Source organism: Streptomyces sp. NPDC038135, from assembly GCF_055601245.1.
This window is the reverse complement of sequence record NZ_JBVJXS010000013.1, coordinates 207,176-226,963: the sequence shown is the minus strand read 5'-3', so window position 1 is coordinate 226,963 and position 19,788 is coordinate 207,176. Positions and strand designations below refer to the sequence as shown.

Sequence of the window (19,788 nt, the reverse complement as noted above, 5' to 3'; positions counted from 1 at the left end):
GTTCGCACCGCTCGGACGGATGCGCCCTCAGCCCCGCACCCTTTCGCCTTTCGTGCCGGCCCCGCGAACTCGTCGTAGCGAGGAAGAACCGGTGGGGCCCGGGCGGTCTGGGGAGAGGCAATGTTGGCGTGTACTCCTGCTACGCGTCCTCGTACAGGCGCCGCTTGACCTCTTCCTGCATCGGCGAGGGTGACGAGGAACCCCGTCGCCTCGCTGCGGTCCGTCAACGTACCGTCCGGGCTGAGGCGGAGGGACAACCCCATGCGCGTCTCCGTCGACGTCACACCGTCGAACGAGGTGTTTTCGCTGCGCGTGCCCGGACCGGCAGACACCACCTGATCGCGTGAGAGCCACGATCCGATGACTAACGTCTGCGCCTCTACACGAAAACCCAGTTGCGCTCGACCCGGGCCAGTTTGATGAATCGTCCTTTTTCCACCACCCAGGGGTGTGGAGTACGCATGCGTGTCAGGTCGTCCATCGAGACGACCATGGCATCGAGTTGCTGTGCGACGTTCAGAACCGCCTGGGACGATGAGGAGGGGACGGTCACGACGAATCCGTCCTCAATGGCTTTGTCCAGGACCGGTTGCTCGTCGTGCTCGACGGCGTCGACGAGGTCGCTGCCGATTACGGTCACGACATGCCGGTCCGTGAAGCGACGCCTGATCTCGTTCAGCGCTGAGCCGAGCAACCGCATGCTCGGAGGGCGCGGCGAGGCGGGGCTGCGTCCGGCCGTCATGATGCCGCGGCCGTCAACCACCAGAACCGGCAGGTCACCGCCTCGGGATTCCTCCGACTCGTTCTCCGCCGGCAGCGGCGAGGCCTCCGCTCGAGGTGACGCCACCGTGGCCGCCGGCGCCGCAGCCGGCTCCTCGATGCGTCGCAGCAACCGCTCCAACTCCCGGTCGAGCGCTTGGGCAATGGGCGTGCCGTCGGGTCCGAAGCAGTCCAGTTCCTCGTCGAGGATGACAGTACCCGTGTGTCGGGACTTGGCATGGATCTTGAGAATGCCACTGCGGTCGTAGTGATAGTCGACGTCGAACACGTTGATCGACGGCTCGGCCTTGGGCTGGGGAACCGGTAGTTCGAGCCGTGCCAGCGGGAACGTCCGTTCGTCGTCCGCGGCACGCTGACCGTCTCCTTCGACGATTTCCAGGATCACCTTCGATGCCCCTCGGATGGAGGGCATAGCGCTCTTGGTACCTCGCGCGGGCAAGGTCGAGTACCGGGGAATAAGGGTGGCGAAGCCCCGTTGGCCGCCCGCATCGAAGGACAGACCGAGATCGTGGCTCGTGGCGACCGAGATCGTCGTCTCCGGAATCAGGCCGTCGATCTCGGCCGCCGTGATCGCAGCGCCCCTGGCGACCGCCGTCATCGGCTTGCACAGCTGCGGATCGACCACCCCTCTTCCTAGGGCGCGCTCGACCTCACGCCGCACCAGTGGGATCTGGGAGGTGCCTCCGATCATCAGCACCGCGTCAAGGTCGTGAGCGGTGAGCCCCACGTCCTGCAGGCACTCCTCCAGCGGGATGAGCGCGCGGCGGACCAGCGGCTGCACGGCAGCTTCGAACTCGTCCCGGTGAAGCACCACCGGTTCGAGCCCGCCCAATGGTTCGAAGAGAACCTGGTCCGTTCCCGGCTGGGACAGCAGGATCTTCGTCAATTCCACATGCCGCCTCCAGCGGCGAGCTTCCTGCCGGGTCAGTCTGCCCGGATGGCTGCCCAATTTGGACAGGACCAGCTTGACGAGTTCCTCATCGAACTCCAGGCCGCCGAGTGCGGTGATGCCACGCGAGGCCATTTCGTCGAAGATGCCGTCGTAATGCTCGAGCACTGTGACGTCGATCGTGCCACCGCCCCAGTCGAAGACCAGGAACCTGCCTTCGCCCGGGAAGTCGTGGGCGTAGCTGATGGCCGCGGCAGTCGGTTCGTTGATGAGCGCCTTGACCTTGACGCCCGCGAGCCGGGCTGCGGATCGCGTTCGGTAACGCGCGGCTCCGGTGGCGTTCGCAGGTACCGTGACGACCGCTTCTTCCATCTCCCGCAGATTTCGACGCACGCCTTCCCTCATCTGGTCGAAGAGGGCCGCGGCCACCGCGGTACTGCGAAATGGTTCATCGCCCAGCCAGACCTCGTGCTCCTCCGGCACTGTCCCTGCAGGAGCCAGATCACCCCGGTCCATGGCCCGCGGTCGCGAGGCGAGCATGCGCTTGACGGCGTCCTGAGGCTCGGCCGTCTCGCACTTGGCGGACCAGCCGAAGCACAGCGTGCGCTGGATGTCTCGCAACGAGACCACGGATGGGAAGAGTTCGTCGAAGCCGGGCCGATTCCATTCCGCCGGCAGGGCTGCAGAGTCCACCCGGATCACTTCTGTGGCGCTACCCGTCCATCGCGCGACGACAGAGTTGCTTGTCCCGAAGTCGATACCGAAGGTCATTCCTGCTCCCCTCCCTCGGAGCCGATGGCGGTGGTGCTGGCGGCGCCAGCAGGTACGCGCCTCATCTCCCCCCGCTGAATGACACGGCCGGAGCGGCTGTCCTTGTAGGCGGGCGCCACAACTTGGTAGCTGGAGCTACCTGCATGCTCTGTCGGGTTGACCAGGTTGAAGCAGTCAGCATCCGGCTCGGCAACGCGGGTCAGGCCGGATCGGCGCATTTCCTCCTCCACACGCAGTCTGACCGCATTGATGTCTCGCGCCGTTTGGGCTGTGCGATCGATCAACGCGAGTTGGGCAAGATGCTCCTCGTGAACCCGTGTGGCGTTGAGTACGGCAGTGCGCAGCGCCTCATCCACTGCGGCCTGCACAGCCTGTTGTACGAGCGTGCCCATCTTGCTCGCTGTCGACTGAGCTCCGGCGATCGCTGCGTCGAGTTCTGCAGTGAGCCTGCGGCTGACCTCTTGGGCGGCGCTGGCGCCCGCCTTCATTGCCGCCCGGTCCACCTTCACCGCGATCTTGTCGCTGAGGACGCGGAACATCACCTCGGGGTCCGATCGGGGATCCACCAGCGGTGCAGGCTCAGCGACCCCGGCTGACCGTTCTTGAACACGCTCCTCGCGTGCCCTGTCTCGGCAATGTTCCGTAGGCCCGGTCTGCGAGGCGGTGTCCCTGTCCCGGGCGGCGTGCTGCTCCCCGTCGTACTCCCGGGTTTGCCGCGTGCCGCCCCTGACCGGTTTGGTCCGCGCCCCCTCGAACTCCGGAATCCGCCGTGGCTCGGCGGCGGGCTTGCGTGCCTTCTTGTTCGAGGGCATCAGTGATCGTTCCTCAGTCTCGCGGCACAACGGCCGATGATCTCACGTGCCGCCTGGTCGGCGGACCACGACTGCTCCTGCTCCGTGCTCGGAGGCGTGCGGCGCCCCAAAGGGCGTGGCCCGGGATGGAGCAGTGCACCTCTCACCTCGGGCACCCATAGGAACCGCTCGTTCAGGGGCAGTTCGTAGAGCGCCTCTCCGTCTTCGCCCAGACGTCGCGCCGTTTCGGTACGGCGGATACGGTCCTTGGCGCCGTTGATGTACTCGAGCTGCTCGGGCGGCACTTGTCGTCGCAGGTCACGCCAGCCTTGCCCCCACTCGCTCGAGCCGTGTTCGACGCAGAGAGCGAAGTAGGGGTTGAGGACGTCGTGCGGCTTGCTCTTGAAGCGGAGAGCCTGCAGCAGTTCGCTGAGCGCATGCATGCGACGCCGCTGTTCCCCTTCCACTCCTCCTCGCCGTTTGCCGCCGCGCTTCAAGATGTCTTCGATCAGGCCGACTCCCTGGTCGAGGCGGTCGCGTTCACCTTGACGGGCGTGGAGATAGGTCAGATAAGCCTGCACCGCACGCGCTTCCCGGTCGGCTGAGCCTGCAGCTCCGTTGGATTCCGGGTTCCGCAGAGCCGCAGCCTGCTGCAACGTCGCCCGGACCGCGTCCTCCGTGTTCTGCGGTTCACAGGCCATGACCCAGTGCATGTCGTCCAGGAGACGGTACAGACGCCGGGTGCCGGCCCAGTAGTGGAAGGCCGTCCTGCCGGCGATGAGGCGTCTGTCGGGAAGACAGTCCTCCAAGAGGCCGAACAACGAGCGGTCGTGGCCGAGGCGGTCGTCCACCCGTCCGCCCTGGCGGACTCGCTGCAAGGAGAACACCAGGTCGGCGAGATCGTGGGGCAGTTCCTCGCATTCAGCCGACCCGAGGGCCTCCAGAATGGAGACCTGACCGCTCAGGAGTGCCGATCGCACGCTCCACTCGTCGTGGCGTCCCTCGACGGGTTCGACCGTGCCGCCCGCCGCCAGGATGCGGCGGCACGCTTCGTCCTGCCAGTCGAGTGCCTCGATGTCGGCGTCGTCCAGACGTCTGGGATCGAGACGAGCCCGCGCATATCTGACACGTTCGGTCTGTTCCGGCCACGTGTGGGGCATGGCGTTCGCTCGGAGACGCCCTTCGTCTATCAGGTCGTCCACCACCGGCAGCGGAAGAAGCTCGACCAGCCGCTGCCAGGCGGCAGTCGAGAGCACTGCCCTGTCCTGGGCCTCGACAGCCTCCAAGTGGAGCTGCCAGGCATCGACGACGTCTGGAGTGCCCTCCGGGGCGGGCAGGCGTCCGGAGCGAATCGCCTCGGCACGCGCTCTGTCACCCTCGGCCAACACGGGCAGACCACCAGCCGCAAGGTCGAGCAGGTGTCCCAGGGCGGGCAGCGCTTCCATACGGCGCAGCAAGTCAAGCGCCTTGGCTGCTACGGCTCGCAAGGGGTCGGCCACCATGTCCGCCCGCAGCGACAGCTGGTCGACAGCCACCCGGCTCTCGCCCAGTTCGTCGGCGACCCGCGCAAGCACATGAGCCACACGTGGGGGCAACACGAAGGGCTCAGGGAGCGTCGGCTCGTCTTGGGCATGAGGGCCGATCGCCTCGGTCGACATGCCGCTGCCCGGGGCACGGCGTCGGGCACGCAGGGGCGCGATGGCACCGTTCTCCCGCTCCCTGCGCCGCTGTTCCCTGCGCTCCATTTCCGCGCGTCGCAGATCCTCCACGTTGCCCACGGCAAGCGGCTCCGTCGTCATCGAAGAGTCTTCCCCCCTCATGCCGTGCCACCCGGTTCACTCCCCATGTTCCGGATCACGGATCGCGTCGATGGTAGAACACGAAACCACTGGTCTGAAGTGGTGTAGCTCATTCACCAGCGGAAACGTCGTGCTGCAGGCGCACCGGTTCCCGAAGCACGGCCCGCGCGCCGTCGAAATCGGCCAGTCGGGCCGCGACCGTCGCTGCGGCGAGGCGTTCGGGCAGGGCCGCCGAGAACTTGAGACCTCGAACGGCCCGACGATCCACGTCCGGAAGGACGAGAACGTCACCGACGCTCTCACGCGCTTCGTGCCAGGCGGCGGAAGTGAGATCCTCGCGCAGGCGCAGCCAGCAGTCGGTGGGACGCTGCAGCGGGTCGGTGACCGACTGGAGGGTGGCGGCGAGGGTGGCGTTGGCGCGATAGCCGGCCCAGGTCCACCATCGCACGTCGCGGCCGACAGTGATCAGCGTGCCGCCCGGGCGCACCGTGTCGGGGGCGTCGGTCTCGCGCTGCTCGGCCAGGCATGCCTCGGCACGCCGGGTGAGGGAGACGGGCGGATCCATGCCCATCAGCACCTCGCGCATGGCACGGGTGAGGGCGTACGACAGTCCGGCGATGCCGCCGTTCATCCACTTGGCGACGCCTCCGCCGTCGGCGGGTTCGACGAAGACGCGTTTGCGCGTCCAGTCGATGTAGGTGACCTGCCAGCTGCGCCCGCCGAGCAGCAGACGCCGAGGGCCGGGGCGTTCCTCGGTGAGCACGCTCGGGTCGGTGCGGCCGATCTCGGTGCGGCCGGACAGGACGGTGAACTGGGGCGGCGCAGTGAAGGAGGCCGTGAGTTCGATGAAGTGCCGCTTGCCGAAGCGGTGTTCGGCTTCCGGCCCGACGAAGAGCATGCCACCGTCGTTGTCGAGGAATCCTTCGTCGGTGAGATGGCGCAGGATGGGGGCGGCCGACCGGTCGAACGGGGCGAGGCCGTTCCACTGCCGATCCCACAGTCGGTCGCCGAGCTTGTGTTGTTGCAGGGTGACGGCGAGGAGCTGCTGGGCCACGAGATGACGGGGCTCGGGCGGCGGGAGGACCGGTTCGACCCAGCCCCGCGACCACAGCAGCAGCAGTCCCGCAGCCTGCAGCAGGGTGTCCTTGCGGGTGGTGAGGAACAGGCAGTTGCGCACGGTGCCGGGCCGGCGGCCGGTACGGCCGATGCGCTGGAGGAACGATGCGACGGACGCCGGTGAGTCGATCTGGATGACGCGGTCGAGGTCGCCTACGTCGATGCCGAGTTCGAGGGTGGAGGTGGAGACGATGACGCAGTCGCGCGCTTCGGCGAACGCCTGCTCCGAGCGGGTGCGTTCGTCGACGGACAGGGAGGCGTGGGACAGGAAGACGGTCACCTCGCGGGCGCGCAGCGCGGCACCCAGTTGCTCGACCTGTGCCCGTGAGTCGCAGAAGACGAGGCGCTTCTCGCCCCGGTGCAGGGCCGCGATGAGTTTGGCGGCGTTGTCGAGGGAGCCCACGTAGTCCAACTCCACCTCCCCCGCCGGTCGAGGAAGCGGCTCAGCGGTGGCTTTCCGGCCGTCGCCCGTATCACCGGATGCGGGCAGTATCACCCCCGGGGCGACCACGCGCCCCGCCCGGCTCCCCGCGCTCGCGCCCTGCAACCAGTGCAGCAACTGCTCCGGGTTGCCGACGGTCGCCGAGAGCCCGATCCGCTGGATGGGCCGGCCGGTCACCCGCTCCAGCCGTTCGAGCACGGCGAGCAGGTGCCAGCCCCGGTCGTCATCCGCGAAGGCGTGCACCTCGTCGACGACGACGGCCCGGACGCCCCCCAGCAGCCGTGCGTGGTCGGTCTTGACGCCGATCAGCATCGCCTCGAGTGACTCGGGCGTGGTCAGCAGGATGTCCGGCGCCTCGGTGCGGATGCGCTGCCGCTGCGACTCCTTGGTGTCGCCGTGCCAGAGCGCCGCGCGTCGTCCCAGCCACTGGGCATAGGTGTCGACGCGGCCGACCAGGTTGTTGAGGAGCGCCTTGAGGGGGCACAGGTACAGCACCGAGGTGCCCGTCCACCGCTGTCCCGCCATCGCCGACAGCAGCGGGAAGCAGGCCGCCTCGGTCTTGCCGCCGGCCGTGGGGGCCAGCAGGACGGCGTCATCGCCGTCCATGAGGGGGGTGATCGCCGCCCGCTGGAGGGGACGCAGGTCGGGCCAGCCGAGGGTGTTGACGATGTGGTGCAGGACGACAGGGTCGAGCCGGTCGAGGACGTCGCCCTCTCTCCCGGCCGAGGCCGTCCCGGTCGGACTGTCGGCGTCCGCCATCACAGCTCCAGGTCGACGTCGTCAGCGGACGCGGCACCGCCGGTGACCGCGGCGGCCAGGTTCCGCTCCACGTCGGTGAGCTCGCTGCTCGCCACGGTCAGCTTGTAGTGCCGTCGGGGATCGAAGTCGTCGAACTGGTCCACGCGGTCGAGGACGTCTCCGACGAGCTTCTTCAGGAACAGCCGCGGCGCCACCCCGACCTTTCCACCGAGCGCCCCGCCGACGGCCCGTGCGAGGTCCGCGACGTAGGCGTCGTCGACGACCGTCCGCACGCGCTCGGGTGACGAGGCGGCGTCCGCGTAGAGGTCTCGGATGGTGACGCCGAGGCCTACCAGGGACTCCTGGGTGAATCCGGGCAGCCGGATCTGGACGGCGCGGGGGTTGTCGAAGCGCGGATCGGTGGTGAAGTCGGTGGCGAGCCGCTGGGCCAGCGGAGCCAGGCGCTGGACACCCTGCTGGCCGTCATAGAAGGCCGGCGTGCCGGTGATGACGAGGTACAGGCCGGGGAAACGACCGGAGTGCACCTCGTCGATGAGCTGCCGGAGTGCGTTCAGCGCCTTGTCGCGTGCGTCGGAGCGGACCCGTTGCAGCGTCTCCACCTCGTCCAGGACGACGAAGAGCCCGGTGTGCCCGGAATCGCGCAGCACGGTGAGGAGTCCCTGCAGGAAGCCGAGCGCCCCGAAGTGGTCGAGGTCGCCGCGCACCCCGGCGGACCGGCGGGCGGAGGCCGCGACGTGCGGTTGTCCGCCGAGCCACGCCAGTACGGCCGCCGCGGTCGCCTCGTCGCCATCGGCGAGGGCGGCCCGGTAGCCGCGCAGGGCGGTGGCGAAGGACGGGGCGTGCCGGGACACCTCGGCGAGCCGCGCGGCGAGCAGTTTCTCCACCTCGCCGGGCAGCTCGTCCTCGGTCGCGCCGGCTGCGAGGGCGTCCTCCTCCAAGGCGTAGAACCAGGCGTCGACCACCGGCCGCAGAGCGCTGGGCGGGAAGCTGGAGGTGGTGAGGCGCTCGGTGAGCCGCCGGTAGACGGTCTCCAGTTTGTGCAGCGGCGTCTCGTTCTCGGAGATCTGGATCTCGGCCACGGCGAAGTTGCGGCGCTTGGCCCGCTCCCCCAGCCAGCGGGTGAAGAACGTCTTGCCGGAGCCGTACTCACCGCGCACGGCCTTGAACACGGACCCGCCGGACGCGACAGCGTCCAATTCGGCGTCGAGGGCCGTCTCGAACCGGTCGAGTCCGGTGGCGAGCAGATCGAGCCCGCTCTCAGGTACGGCCCCGCGGCGCAGGGCGTCGATGACGGTACGGCGGCGGGCGGCGCTGACCTGTGCGGGGCGCTTGGATCCGGTGGTGCTCACGGGGACCAGTGTCCCATCCTCCTGCGCATCAGTGCCTCGGTAACGCCTCACGATGTCCAGCATCCAGATGGCACGGCGCATCAGCACTCCGCGCGGAAACTGCGGGGTCCCCTATGCTGCGCGAGGCAGTTGGTGTGAGCAGGATTCAGGGGGCGGAGCGGCGTGGCCGACGAGATCAAGTACGAGTACAAGATCGTGAAGACCGTCCGCGGCACTGACGGCTTGGTGATCTCAAAGATGCAGAAGGATGGCTGGGAGCTCGTGGAGCAGGCGCAGGGAAAGCTCCGCTCCACCCTCAACTTCCGTCGGCCGAAAAAGCCGCTGCCGCGGCTCCTGATCGGCGCGGCGGCCGCCGTCTTCGTGATCCTGGCCATCGTCATCGGCCTTGGCGCTGCACTCAGCGACGGAGACGGGAAAAAGGACAGAGCAGACCAGTCGGCGGCGGCTGCCGGCGAAAAGTCTTCTGCTACGCCGACTCCGACCGCGACCAAGTCAGCTGCTACCACAGTCACCACGCCCCAGAACGATCCGAAGTTCGCAGCACTGCTGAAGGCGGACTCGTGTGACGGTGCGAACCTGGACTTTGCGACCAGGCACACAGGCCAGACGATCGCGTTCAACGGCTCGATCATGAACATGGCGCCCTACGGTGATTACCACACCCGCTACGACATCCTCCTGGGCCCTGGCGACAAGGGACCGAACACGACGGCGGGCCCAGCCTTCAAGTATGAGAACGTCAACATCTTCGATTTGGGACTGACCGGCAAGAACATCCCTGCCACCGTCAGCACAGGCGACAAGTTCCACTTCGTCGCCAAGGTGGGGCAATACAACGCAAAGCAGTGCCTCTTCTTCCTCGAACCGATTTCGACGGAAACCCGGTAACCAAGACAGGCAGCCGCGTCTGCAGGGCCTGTTCGAACTGGCTCATGGGGCATCAACCTGGGGCATGGATCCGCGCTCCCGGCACCTGCGTCTGCGAACCGCTTGACCGTCACCACAGAGCGCTGCTGGAATCACTCTCCGTACAGGCAACAGGCGGGAAGTGGAGTCACATGGCGGCCCTCGACAACGTGAAGCTCAAGGACGTACTGGCGGATGTCGCCTCGGGCTCCTTACAACTGCCCGATTTCCAGAGGAACTGGAAGTGGGACGACGACCGGATCCGGGCGATCATCGCGACGGTCACACTGGACTACCCGCTCGGCGTCGTGATGACGCTGCAGACCGGTGGCGCCACCCGGTTCCGTTCCCGGACACTCACCGGCGCACAGCCGAACGGGGCCCCGGAGGCCGACCTCCTGCTGCTGGACGGGCAGCAGCGCCTCACCTCGCTCTTCCAGGCCCTGTGGCTGGACGCCCCGGTAGAGACGGCAGACTCCCGGGGCAAGCCCATCCAGCGGTGGTACTACGTCGACATCGCGAAGGCCGTCGGGCCGTCCGCGGACCGCGACGAGGCCATCCTGTCCGTCCCGGCCGACAAGGTGCTGCGGACGGACTTCAACCGCACCGTGGTGCTGGACCTGAGCACCACCGAGGCCGAGTGCGCGGCCGGCCTCTTCCCCCTGCACTTCGTCTTCGACGCTCAGCGCGTGAACGAGTGGAAGAAGGCGTACATCAAGGCGGACGAGGACCGGAACTGGGACCTGTGGGGCCAGTTCGACGAGGCGGTCCTCCAGCAGGTCCGCGCCTTCCAGGTGCCGATGATCCGGCTGGCCGCCTCCACCTCCATGGACGCCGTCTGCGCGGTGTTCGAGCGGGTCAACACGGGCGGCGTGCCCCTGAACGTCTTCGAACTGCTCACCGCGACCTACGCCGGGGACCGCGACTACGTCGAACGTACCGGGGACTACTACCAGCTTCCCGAGGTGTGGCGGGAGATCAAGCAGGCTCTGGCGAGCAAGTACCCGGTCTTCGGCCGTCTGGAGAGCGGCCTCGAGAACGGGCTGAGCAGCATCGACTTCCTCCAGGCCATCGCGCTGGTGCGCACCTGGGAGCGGAAGCAGCAGGGCCTCGGAGCCACGGTGTCCTGCAAGCGCCGCGATCTGCTGGACCTTCCTCTGGCCGACTTCGTGCGCCTGGCGCCCAAGCTGGCCGACGCCTTCGCCTGGGTGGGCGACTTCCTGGAGCGGCAGTGCATCGTCCGCCCGGCCGACCTGCCGTACAAGACGCAGCTCGTCCCGCTCGCAGCCGTCCGCGCCATCCTCGACAGGGCGACGGGCGGGCTGGGGGCGGAGGAGAAGATCGAGCAGTGGTACTGGTGCGGGGTCCTCGGTGAGATGTACGGCGGCTCCACGGAGACGCGCTTCACCAAGGACGTCGAACAGCTCGTCCCTTGGATCGCGCAGGATGAGAGGGCACCCGAGACGGTCACGGAGGCGTTCTTCTTCGCCGACCGCCTCGACACCCTGACCACCCGCAACAGCGCCGCGTACAAGGGGATCTACGCCCTGCTGATCAAGCAGGGGGCGGTGGACTGGCACTACACCGACGCCCCGCTCAGTCCGGGCCGGCTCGACGAATACGGCGTGGACGTCCGGCAGGTCTTCCCCAAGACGTGGTTCCGGCGGGGTAACAGCCATGGGCTGCCCACGAGTTCGATCGTGAACAAGACACCCTTGTCCTACCGCGCCGCGATGGACATGACGGGTGCGCCGTCGTCCTACCTGGCCACGATGATCGCCGCGTCCGACATGCGCGCCGAATGGTTCGACGACGTCCTGACCACCCACCTGATCGATCCGGACGCCCTGCGCGAGAACGACTACGAGCGCTTCTACCACGACCGCTCCAAGCAGTTGCAGGACCTGGTGCACTCCGCCATGGGCAAGAAGACGATGCTCCGCGACCTGCCGGAGGACGACGCCCGATGACGACCATGCCTCACGAGCAGGACGTCGCCTCACTCAAGGGCAAGAGCGTGTCCGTGCAGGAGATCCTCGACCTGTTCCAGGTCAGGGTCCGCGACCACCGGACGGTGCACCGGATCTCGCAGGCCCTGACGGACGCCGGGCTGACCACACTGCCGGACTTCGCCGTCTGCGGTCTGCGCAGCACCGTCGACGTCGTGCCGCTGGCGGCCATTCCCGCGCAGCGCACGCCGGCCGAACCGGAGGGTGAGGCCGACGAGGCGGACGAGGCCCTGCCCTCGCACGCACTGCCGCAGCGGCTGCTGCTCGGCGACATCCCGTCGGCGCGGCACGGCCTGGTGTCCGTGGGACCTGGCACGCCCTTGTCCCAGACGACCTTCCTCATGCGCACCAAGGGCCTCTCCCAGATCCCGGTGACCACCGGCATGGCGCAGGTCCACGGGGTGGTCACCTGGGGGTCCGTGGCCAAGATGTACGGGGCTGGGAAGGCGGCCACCCTGGACAACGCGATGGAGAAGGACGAACTGCCCGTCTTCGACGCCCGCCAGGAGTTCTTCGCCGCCCTCCCGGTCATCCGCGAGCACGGCTACCTGCTCGTCCGCGGCGACGACGGCTGCCTCTCGGGCATCGTCACCGCCGCGGACGTCACGGATCGCTTCGAAGGCGCGGCACGCCCCTTCTTCATCGTGGGCGAGATCGAGTCACTGCTGCGCCGCTGCCTGGGCGCGGCACTGGACACGGAGACCATCAAGGCGGTCCAGACGAACAAGAAGCCGGAGCACCGCACGGGCCAGGTGTCGGACCTCATGTTCGGCGACTATCTGAGGCTCCTGGACGGCGACCAGACGAAGCAATCCCTGGCCGAGCGGGCCGACCGCAACTGGGCAGCCTTGAAGTGGCCCAACATGCCCCGAGAGCAGTTCATCGGCCTGTTGAAGCGGGTGAAGGACATCCGCAACCGGATCGCCCACTTCGACGAGAAGCCGCTTCCGCCAGAGATGATCGACGAGCTGACGACCTTCGCGAAGGTGCTGCGGGAGTTCGCGCCGTGAGGTAGCGGGGCGGGGCTGTTCCCCTCGCTCACTGCGGGCACGTGATCTCTACCCAGACCGTCTTCGTGGCGCTGACACCGGAGGAGTCTGCCCGTGTGCTCGGGAGCCTGGCAGGAGATCGCCGTCTGAATACGGGCCAGTCAGGGTGCCTCGCGACCAAGGTTCGAGGCACCCCGACTCGTGTCGTCAGCCCGCTCCGAGAGCGAACTGCTCCCGCAGCAGCGCCTCGTGGAGCCGCAGGGTACGGCCGTCCGGCAGAGTCTCAAGTACCTGTACACCGTCGTAGTTGAGGAGCTGCCGCAGGACGGCGGCGAAGCCGTCGCCCCTGGTGACGGGCATGCCGGCGCGCTGGGCGAGCGCGGTCACGGGCAGGGTGCCACCCGCGTCCAGCAGGGCGGCGAGCGCCTTGTGCACCTGCTCCTGCTGCGGCTTGCGGGCCAGGCCGCCGAGCTGAGCTTGGTACGTCTCCGAGTCGAGCAGCGCCGTCACCAGCGTCTCGGTCCGGGAGACGACGGCCGGGGTGAGCAGGGCGTCGTCTCCTCCGGTGGTCAGCGCGACGTCGAAGAGTGTGTCGTGGGTCCGGGCGACTTCTGCCCGATCCTTTTTGACCTTCCCGGTCGGCTTCTTGGGAGCGGAGACCGTTCCAGCCGCAGGCCGGGGGGTGGGTTCGCTCGCCAGCGGCGTCCTTCCGGTCTCCTCCAGGGCCCACCAGTCCGGCCGCTGGTCGCCCAGTTCCCTCCACCCCTTGGGGGGTTCCGCTCCGAACGGCAGGAAGGCGAGCACCGGGATGGTGACCTCGGCGAGGGAGGCCCCGCCGTGGTAGCCGGCCTTGAGGGCGGTGTAGCGGGAATCGGCGTCCCAGAGGGCGACGACGGACGCACCGGACTCGGGCCACACTACGCGCGATCCGCGCAGGGCGATCTCGCGTTCGGCGCGCGGGCCGTCGCCGGGCAGGCGGTGGCGGGCGGACGCGGGATCGGCGGCGGTGTCGACCTTCGTGCCGTGCCGGTCCACGACGTGTCCGTGATCGCTGGTGAGGACCACCGCCATGCCCTGGGCGGCCGCCACTCGCAGTAGGTCGCGCAGGCCGGGCACATCGCCGATCCGCCAGGCGCCGTCGCCGAGCTTCTGCTCCTTGGCGAGCCGGTCGTCGATCGCGTTGAGGACGACGGCGACATGGGTCCTGCCGTCGGCCAGCGCCTCGGTGAGGGCCGGGCCGAAGGTGTCGCCCGCGGTCTCGGTGCGCAGGTCGTCCTTGTGGAAGACGGCGGCCGAGGCCCCGCCCCACAACTTCAGCGCGGGGAAGAGCCGCTTCTCGTCCGCCTGGGTGCCCTTCATCAGGGTCCCCGCGAAGAGGGAGGTGCGGGACACCGCCGTCACGGTGGGCAGGGCGGCGGCCATTGCCCGCCGGTACGGGGTGTCACCCTCGGGCAGCGGGTCGAACTCAGCCCAGGAGCGGCGCAGTTCCTCGCCCAGTTCGCTGGCGATGGCCGCGCTCATGCCGTCGAGGACGAGAAGCAGCATCCGCCGTTCCTCCCCGCGCCGCACGACCGGGCCGACGACGCGGTCCAGGAAGGTCTCGACGGTGAGCATGGAGCCGGGCTGGGTGCCGGCCTGCGTCCAGGCGGCCAGGGAGCGGGCGAAGGACGCGTCGATCTGCCGACGCCGGTCCCGGACTCGCGTGCCGAGTGTGTCGTAGGCGGCCTTGAGGCTGGGGTCCGGGTCGCCGCCGGCCTCGATGTGTTCCAGAGCGAGGTCCGCCCAACCGGTTTCGGCGACGTGCCGCTGTAGGGCGTCGGCGACGGTGGGGGCGTCGGCGGGCGGGTCGGTGGCCAGCCAGCGGGCGAGGCGCTGGCCCATGCGGGCGCGTTCGATGCGGGCGGATTCCTCCGGCTCGGCGGCGAGCCGGTGGTCCTCCAGGCGGCGGACGGCGTCCGCCACCGCAGCCGTGTCGCCCACTGCGAGCGCGCGTCCGACGGCGGTGAAGCGGGCCTCCAGCCCGCCACGCAGGACGGGGCTCGCCTTGACGGCTTCCTCCGCGCCGAACTGGCGGGCCAACGCGGAGGCCCGGTCGAGCACGATGCCGGTGGTGCGGCGTGCCTCGCGGGCCTGGTCGGCGTCGGTGCCCCCGGTGCGGTGTCCGGTCGCCAGCAGCGTGGTCACGTACTCCTCGGCGGCCCGCCCGAAGACGGTCACCAGGGCGTCGAGCTGGTCACCGGTTACCGGGGGCTGGTCGCCGAAGTAGCGCTCGGCCCGGCCCCGGGCCCGGTACGTCTCGGGTGCGGGCTCGGCGTGCTGCCACAGGGCCGCGCACACCAGGCCGAAGGCAGCGGCGTCCGCGCCGCGTTCGGTGTCGACGAGGGCGAGCAGGGCCCGTCCGGCGAGGGCCGCCTGATCCTCCTCGCCGAGGAAGGCGGCCAATCCGGCGCGTTCGGGTCCGCGCAGGGTCAGGAACCGTTCCGGGGCCCCGGGCCGGGTCGACCAGTGCAGCAGGGCCTGGGCGTCGAGCCGGTCGTCACCGGGGCGGCGCGTGCCCCCCTCGGTGTCGTAGCGGCCCAGGCGGAGGCGGCGCTGGGCGAGCGCGGTGAGGGCGTACTGGCGGGACAGCCAGCCGCCGGGCACGGCCGACCAGCCGCCGGGCGGGGTGGCGTCCAGCAGCGCCTCGGCGGCCCAGTTGACGTCCTTGAGCCGGGGGTCTATCTGCCGGGCGCCGAAGGCCTCGCGGACGACGTCCCAGCTGTCGACCGTGTCGATGCGCAGCTTGTGGACGCGGGCGAGGATCGCCGGGTCCAGTTCGTTCTGCTCGCGGTCGGTGAGGACGACCAGGACGGCGGGGCCGGGGCGACGGCCCGCCAGGTGGTCGAGGACGAGTTCGTGGACGGCGAGCGGGGAAAGCCCCACCGCGACACCGGCCGTGCGGCCCTCGCCCCAGACGAGTTCGGCGGGGCCGTCCCACTGGGGTGCTGACCTCAGCAGCACGACCCGGCGCCTGCCCCCGCTGTCCCCCGTCAGGGAGGCGACGAGGGAGGACTGCGAGGACAGGTACTGGGTGACGGTCGCGGTGTTGAGCCGGACCGCGCCCGGTGCGGCGGCGACGGTGTCCGTCATTCGATGACCTGCCAGGTGATCTCGATGGTCGCGTTCGGGTGCCGGGCGGCCAGTTCGGCCAGCTCCGCCTGGAGATCGGCCGCGGCCCGGGACACGGTCGTGCTGCGGCGTCCGGACTTCCGCGCGGTGCCGCCGTCGCTCGCCGGGGTGGGTGTCACCGGCGGCTGGGTGTACGGGATCCGCGGGTCGCTGGTCGGCGTGTCCAGGGACTGGCCGTCGGCCGTGGAGGGCTGCGGTGCGACCGACGCGGGCGGCGGGGTGGCGGCGGCCTGAGCGCGCTTGATCAGGGCGACGATCTCGCGCTGGGTGCGTGCGAGGGCGTCGCGCAGGTCGGCGGTGCGCTGGTCGTCGCGGGCGACGTTGCGCAGCGAGTCGAGCAGGGCCTCGCCCTCGGGGCCGAGCCCGGCGGCTAGCTCCAGGGTGCTCCAGGGGGCGGAGGCGACGGCCTCCGCGACGGCGCGGGCCTTCTTGATCGAGGTGCCGTACCGGTCGGCGCTGGTCTCGCCCAGGTCGAAGGAAGCGAGGGCCTCCACGGTCTTCTTCGCCCCGGCCGCGCCCTTGCCGGCCTCCGCGGTGAGGGCGTCCAGCAGTTCCAGGGAACGGCGGGCGAGGGCGAGCCGTCCGGTGTCGGCGGTCTGGTCGAGGCCGAGGAAGGAGGCGTGGGCCTCCAGCTGGTGCACCAGGTCGGCCGCGTGGTCCCGGTGGCCGCGGGCGGCCTCGATGATCTGGCGGGCGAACTGGTTGACCATGCGGCCGCGCCGCAGGGCGGGCGGCTTCGCACCGAAGATCGTCTCGAAGCGCTGCCGTGCGATGTCCCAGTCGGACTCGGCGGGCAGCGGCTGGCTGCGCAGCGCGTCGTGGTCCTTGATCGCGGACAGTTCGGGCGCGGGGTCCAGGACGGTGCCGCCACGCACCCAGACCCGGTCTTCCATTTCGGCGAAGGCGGCGACCACGAGCCGGGCGAGGAAGTCGGGCAGTCCGCGCGGGTCGGGCTTGTCGGTCCAGTCGGTGAGCGTGATCAGGGACAGGTCCCCGGTGACGCCCTGAGAGCGGGCGAGCTGCCGGAAGTGATCGGCCCAGTAGCGGGACAGCTCGAAGTACGCCTCCTTCTGCTGTCCCAGCCGCAGCGGCCCGGCGATGCGCTGCATGAGCTTGCGGTCGACGGCCGGGACCTCCACCCGCCCGTCGCGGGCCTCGGCGGCGGCCCGGACGTGGGTGAACACCTTCTTGGTGTCGGCGGGCTTGACGGCGGTGCCGGTGGCGTCGGGGTCGAGGTCGGGGTGGGCCGGGTACTGGTGGGCGAGCAGCTTGCCCGCGACGTGCCGGATGCCGTCGTGCATGCTCTGTCCGAAGGACAGGGTGAGGCTGTCGACGTCGGGCAGTGCGACGAGATGGTCGTCGAAGTCGGGCACGACGTCGGCGGCCTGCTTCTGCGCGAGTCCGTACGCCTGTTTGAACGCGCCCTTGACCTGCTTGAGCAGTGCCTCACGCTGGGTTTCGAGGAGGCCCTTGGCGCGGCTGCGGTTGTCGGCGTTGAGGTGGCCGGCGTACTGGGTGTCGAAGCGGTGCTCGTCGACGAGGGCCTTGTCGATGACGACGAGGCGCCGGAAGTCCTGGAAGCGCTGCGCGGACAGGTGCGCGGGGAGCCAGGCGACCGTGCGGGACCGCTCGCCCTGCTGGCGCTCGCGCAGCCGCTGGATGCGGTTGACGTCCTCGACCGGGCCCCACTCGCCCTCGTCGAAGGGGAGGTCTATGGCGATGCGCCAGCGGCCCTCCTCCTGCGGCACCAGGTCGTGGTCGGGCAACTCGTCCTCGTCGGCCACGTTGCCGAAGACGATCTCGGCGGTGCGGGCGGTGCCGCGCCAGGTGAAGTTGAGCTGATCGTTCAACTGGCCATGCTCGACGCCCAGTTCCTCGGACAGCAGGCGGCGGGCGAGCGCGACGCGGTTGCCGGGGTTGTCGTTGACCTGGGCGTTGGCGATGACGGAGTCCACGTCGACGCCGGACAGCTCCAGCCGCACGCCGGGGTTGGCGTCGGTGCCCGTCTCCTTGATCTCGGGGAATCTGGCCGCCCACTCGGCGACCTTGTTCTTGATGATGCCGACCTCGGCGCCCGGGATGGGTGCGAGCACCGATCCGTGGTTGAGCGCGCCGAGCCGCCGGATGGTCAGCTCGGACAACGCGGGCACGCTGGGTGCGAGCGCGGACAGCAGCAGCGTGCACACGAGCCGGTTGTCGCCGACGAACATCCGGCAGCCGTTGAGCCGCTTCGGGTCGGTGAGGGACTCAGGGCGGTTGCGGTACTGCTCGACATCGTCCTCGGTGATGTCGTACGCGCTGAGCAGGTAGGGCCGCAGCTTGGTCTTGTAGAGCTTGTCAGCGGCCTCGAAGACGACCTTCAGGCTGTCGGTGAACGGCTTGTCGCCGCCCGCCGTGATCACCGGGTAGAGGTCTCCGACCGGGATGAGCTGCCCGAGGCGGATCTCGTTGCGGTGGTCGGCGAGGAGCTGGCCCATCAGCTTCAGACCGGTGCGGGAGCGCTGCAGCGCGGACGAGATGTGGACGAGGGTGTCCATGAACGCCGGCGAGAACGGGTACGTCAGCCGGAACGACTCCGCGTCCGCGCCGGTGGTGCCCTTCTCGGAACCGAGCAGGGTGTCCCACACCTGCGGGCCGACCCGCTTGGTCTGCTCGAAGGCCGCGTCGACCAGCTTGGCCGCCTCGGCGTCCTTGGGCTTGAGGAGGCGGGCGTGGGCGATCTGCGGGAGGTTGCGGTCCTCCAGGGTGATCTTGTCGAATCGCCCGGAAGCCAGGTTCAGGGTGTCCTGAATGGACGACTCCGCCGCACCCGACACCTCCTCGCCGACCAGCTCGCGCAGGTCGCGCTGGCGGGCGATGAACGACACGACGGGGATGGCCCGGCGGGCGTCGCCGCCCTCCACGAAGTTCGTGATCTTGCTGGCCTCGCGGGCGACGAACTTCTGGTCGTGGATGAGGGTGGCCAGCCAGAGGATCAGCTCGTCCATGAACAGGATCAGACCGTCGTAACCGAGCGACTTGGCGTGCTCGGCGATGACGGACAGACCGGCGTCCAGGGAGATGAAGCCGTGCTCGTCCTCGGCGGCGTTCTTGGTGAAGCCGGGCAGGAGGTTGGTGCCGGCGTCGTTGACCAGCTTTGCCCGCAGCTCGGCCGGGGTGGAGGGGTTGGTGAGGTTGAGCGGGACGCCCGCCTCGTGGTTCTCCTCGGCGGCGAGCGCGGTGTCGAGGAGCTGCGGGGTCCAGGCGAAGCCCTCGCCCCACTCGTCCTCCTCCCCGTCGCCGGCGTCGCTGCCGCCCAGGCCGCGGATGACGGCTTCGTCGCCGGTACTGGCGCGCAGCGCGCGGATGTCGGCGAAGAGGGAGTCGGTCCGGTACACCTGCGGAGTGGGTGCCTCCGGGCGCAGCTTCTTGACGTGGTGCACGTAGCCACCGAGCACCCGCTGCTCCAGGGCCTTCGCACCGAGCATGTGGTAGGGCACGAGCAGGAACTTCTTGCCGTCCGTGGTCAGCCACTCGTGCTTGGTCAGCACGGGGTCGAACTCGGTACGGGAACGGGCGGCCGGGTTGCCGCTGAGCAGCGCGTACAGCACGGCCATGAAGTGCGACTTACCGGAACCGAACGAGCCGTGCAGGTAGGCCGCCTTGGAGCGGTGCCCGTCCAGCGCGGACTTGATGAGGTCCAGCGCCTCGTCGAAGTTCTCCAGCAGCCGCTCGGTGACGACGTAGTCCTTGAGCGCGTGCTGGGCGCCCTCGTCTGTGGTCGCCTCGGCGAGGGACAGCACGAAGTCCGAGGTGGAGATGGACTCCTTGATGTCGATGACATCGCGGAGGAGGGGCGGCTGCTGGGCCATTACCGGTCACGCTCTCCATCTGGTGGCCTCCGCCACCGCTTGTACTTGATCGTTTGGGTGCCTGGTTGTCGGTTGGCTGCCCGATCGGCCCCTCGGTGGTCAACGGTATGGCAACCAAGAAGTGCACCGTGACGCTTCCCGAGGAGCCCGCCGAGGGCATCCGGGCCGA

The 19,788-nt window shown here is 69.3% G+C and carries 10 protein-coding genes; 3 read left to right on the top strand and 7 right to left on the bottom strand.

Going from position 1 to position 19,788, the window contains the following annotated elements; genetic code table 11:
* Positions 1-379: 379 nt before the first annotated feature.
* The 5 genes from ACZ7JA_RS33060 to brxD all read right to left on the bottom strand — a co-directional run bounded on the left by ACZ7JA_RS33060 (position 380) and on the right by brxD (position 8,696).
* Positions 380-2,440: an Hsp70 family protein gene (locus ACZ7JA_RS33060; RefSeq protein ID WP_470812107.1), complete on the bottom strand. Its 2,061-nt coding sequence runs from the start codon at positions 2,438-2,440 to the stop codon at positions 380-382.
* Positions 2,437-3,252, bottom strand: coding sequence for a hypothetical protein (locus ACZ7JA_RS33055; protein ID WP_470812104.1), 816 nt, complete (start codon positions 3,250-3,252; stop codon positions 2,437-2,439). The genes ACZ7JA_RS33060 and ACZ7JA_RS33055 overlap by 4 nt, the downstream gene beginning before the upstream one ends.
* Complete coding sequence (locus ACZ7JA_RS33050; RefSeq protein WP_470812102.1) at positions 3,252-5,030, bottom strand: hypothetical protein; 1,779 nt, start codon at positions 5,028-5,030, stop codon at positions 3,252-3,254. The genes ACZ7JA_RS33055 and ACZ7JA_RS33050 overlap by 1 nt, the downstream gene beginning before the upstream one ends.
* Positions 5,031-5,139: 109 nt before the next feature.
* Positions 5,140-7,347: a DEAD/DEAH box helicase gene (locus tag ACZ7JA_RS33045; RefSeq protein WP_470812100.1), complete on the bottom strand. Its 2,208-nt coding sequence runs from the start codon at positions 7,345-7,347 to the stop codon at positions 5,140-5,142.
* Positions 7,347-8,696, bottom strand: coding sequence for a BREX system ATP-binding protein BrxD (gene brxD / locus ACZ7JA_RS33040; protein ID WP_470812098.1), 1,350 nt, complete (start codon positions 8,694-8,696; stop codon positions 7,347-7,349). Before brxD ends, ACZ7JA_RS33045 begins: the two co-directional genes overlap by 1 nt.
* 162 nt (positions 8,697-8,858) lie before the next feature.
* On the opposite strand from brxD, the gene ACZ7JA_RS33035 reads away from it, so the two are divergent.
* From ACZ7JA_RS33035 to ACZ7JA_RS33025, 3 genes are all read left to right on the top strand, one after another.
* Positions 8,859-9,584, top strand: a complete 726-nt coding sequence (locus ACZ7JA_RS33035) for a DUF4839 domain-containing protein (protein WP_470812096.1) — start codon at positions 8,859-8,861, stop codon at positions 9,582-9,584.
* A 170-nt stretch (positions 9,585-9,754) separates the two neighbouring features.
* Positions 9,755-11,572, top strand: a complete 1,818-nt coding sequence (locus tag ACZ7JA_RS33030; RefSeq protein ID WP_470812094.1) for a GmrSD restriction endonuclease domain-containing protein — start codon at positions 9,755-9,757, stop codon at positions 11,570-11,572.
* Positions 11,569-12,621 carry a CBS domain-containing protein gene (locus ACZ7JA_RS33025; protein ID WP_470812092.1) on the top strand — a complete coding sequence of 351 codons (1,053 nt, stop codon included), beginning with the start codon at positions 11,569-11,571 and terminating at the stop codon, positions 12,619-12,621. Before ACZ7JA_RS33030 ends, ACZ7JA_RS33025 begins: the two co-directional genes overlap by 4 nt.
* A 186-nt stretch (positions 12,622-12,807) precedes the next feature.
* Here ACZ7JA_RS33025 and pglZ read toward each other — a convergent pair whose 3' ends face one another.
* Together pglZ and pglY are read right to left on the bottom strand one after the other, a co-directional pair.
* Positions 12,808-15,729 (bottom strand): BREX-2 system phosphatase PglZ, encoded by a 2,922-nt coding sequence (pglZ, locus tag ACZ7JA_RS33020; RefSeq protein WP_470812090.1) that lies wholly within the window; start codon positions 15,727-15,729, stop codon positions 12,808-12,810.
* Complete coding sequence (gene pglY / locus ACZ7JA_RS33015; protein WP_470812087.1) at positions 15,726-19,619, bottom strand: BREX-2 system ATPase PglY; 3,894 nt, start codon at positions 19,617-19,619, stop codon at positions 15,726-15,728. The genes pglZ and pglY overlap by 4 nt, the downstream gene beginning before the upstream one ends.
* Positions 19,620-19,788: the final 169 nt, after the last annotated feature.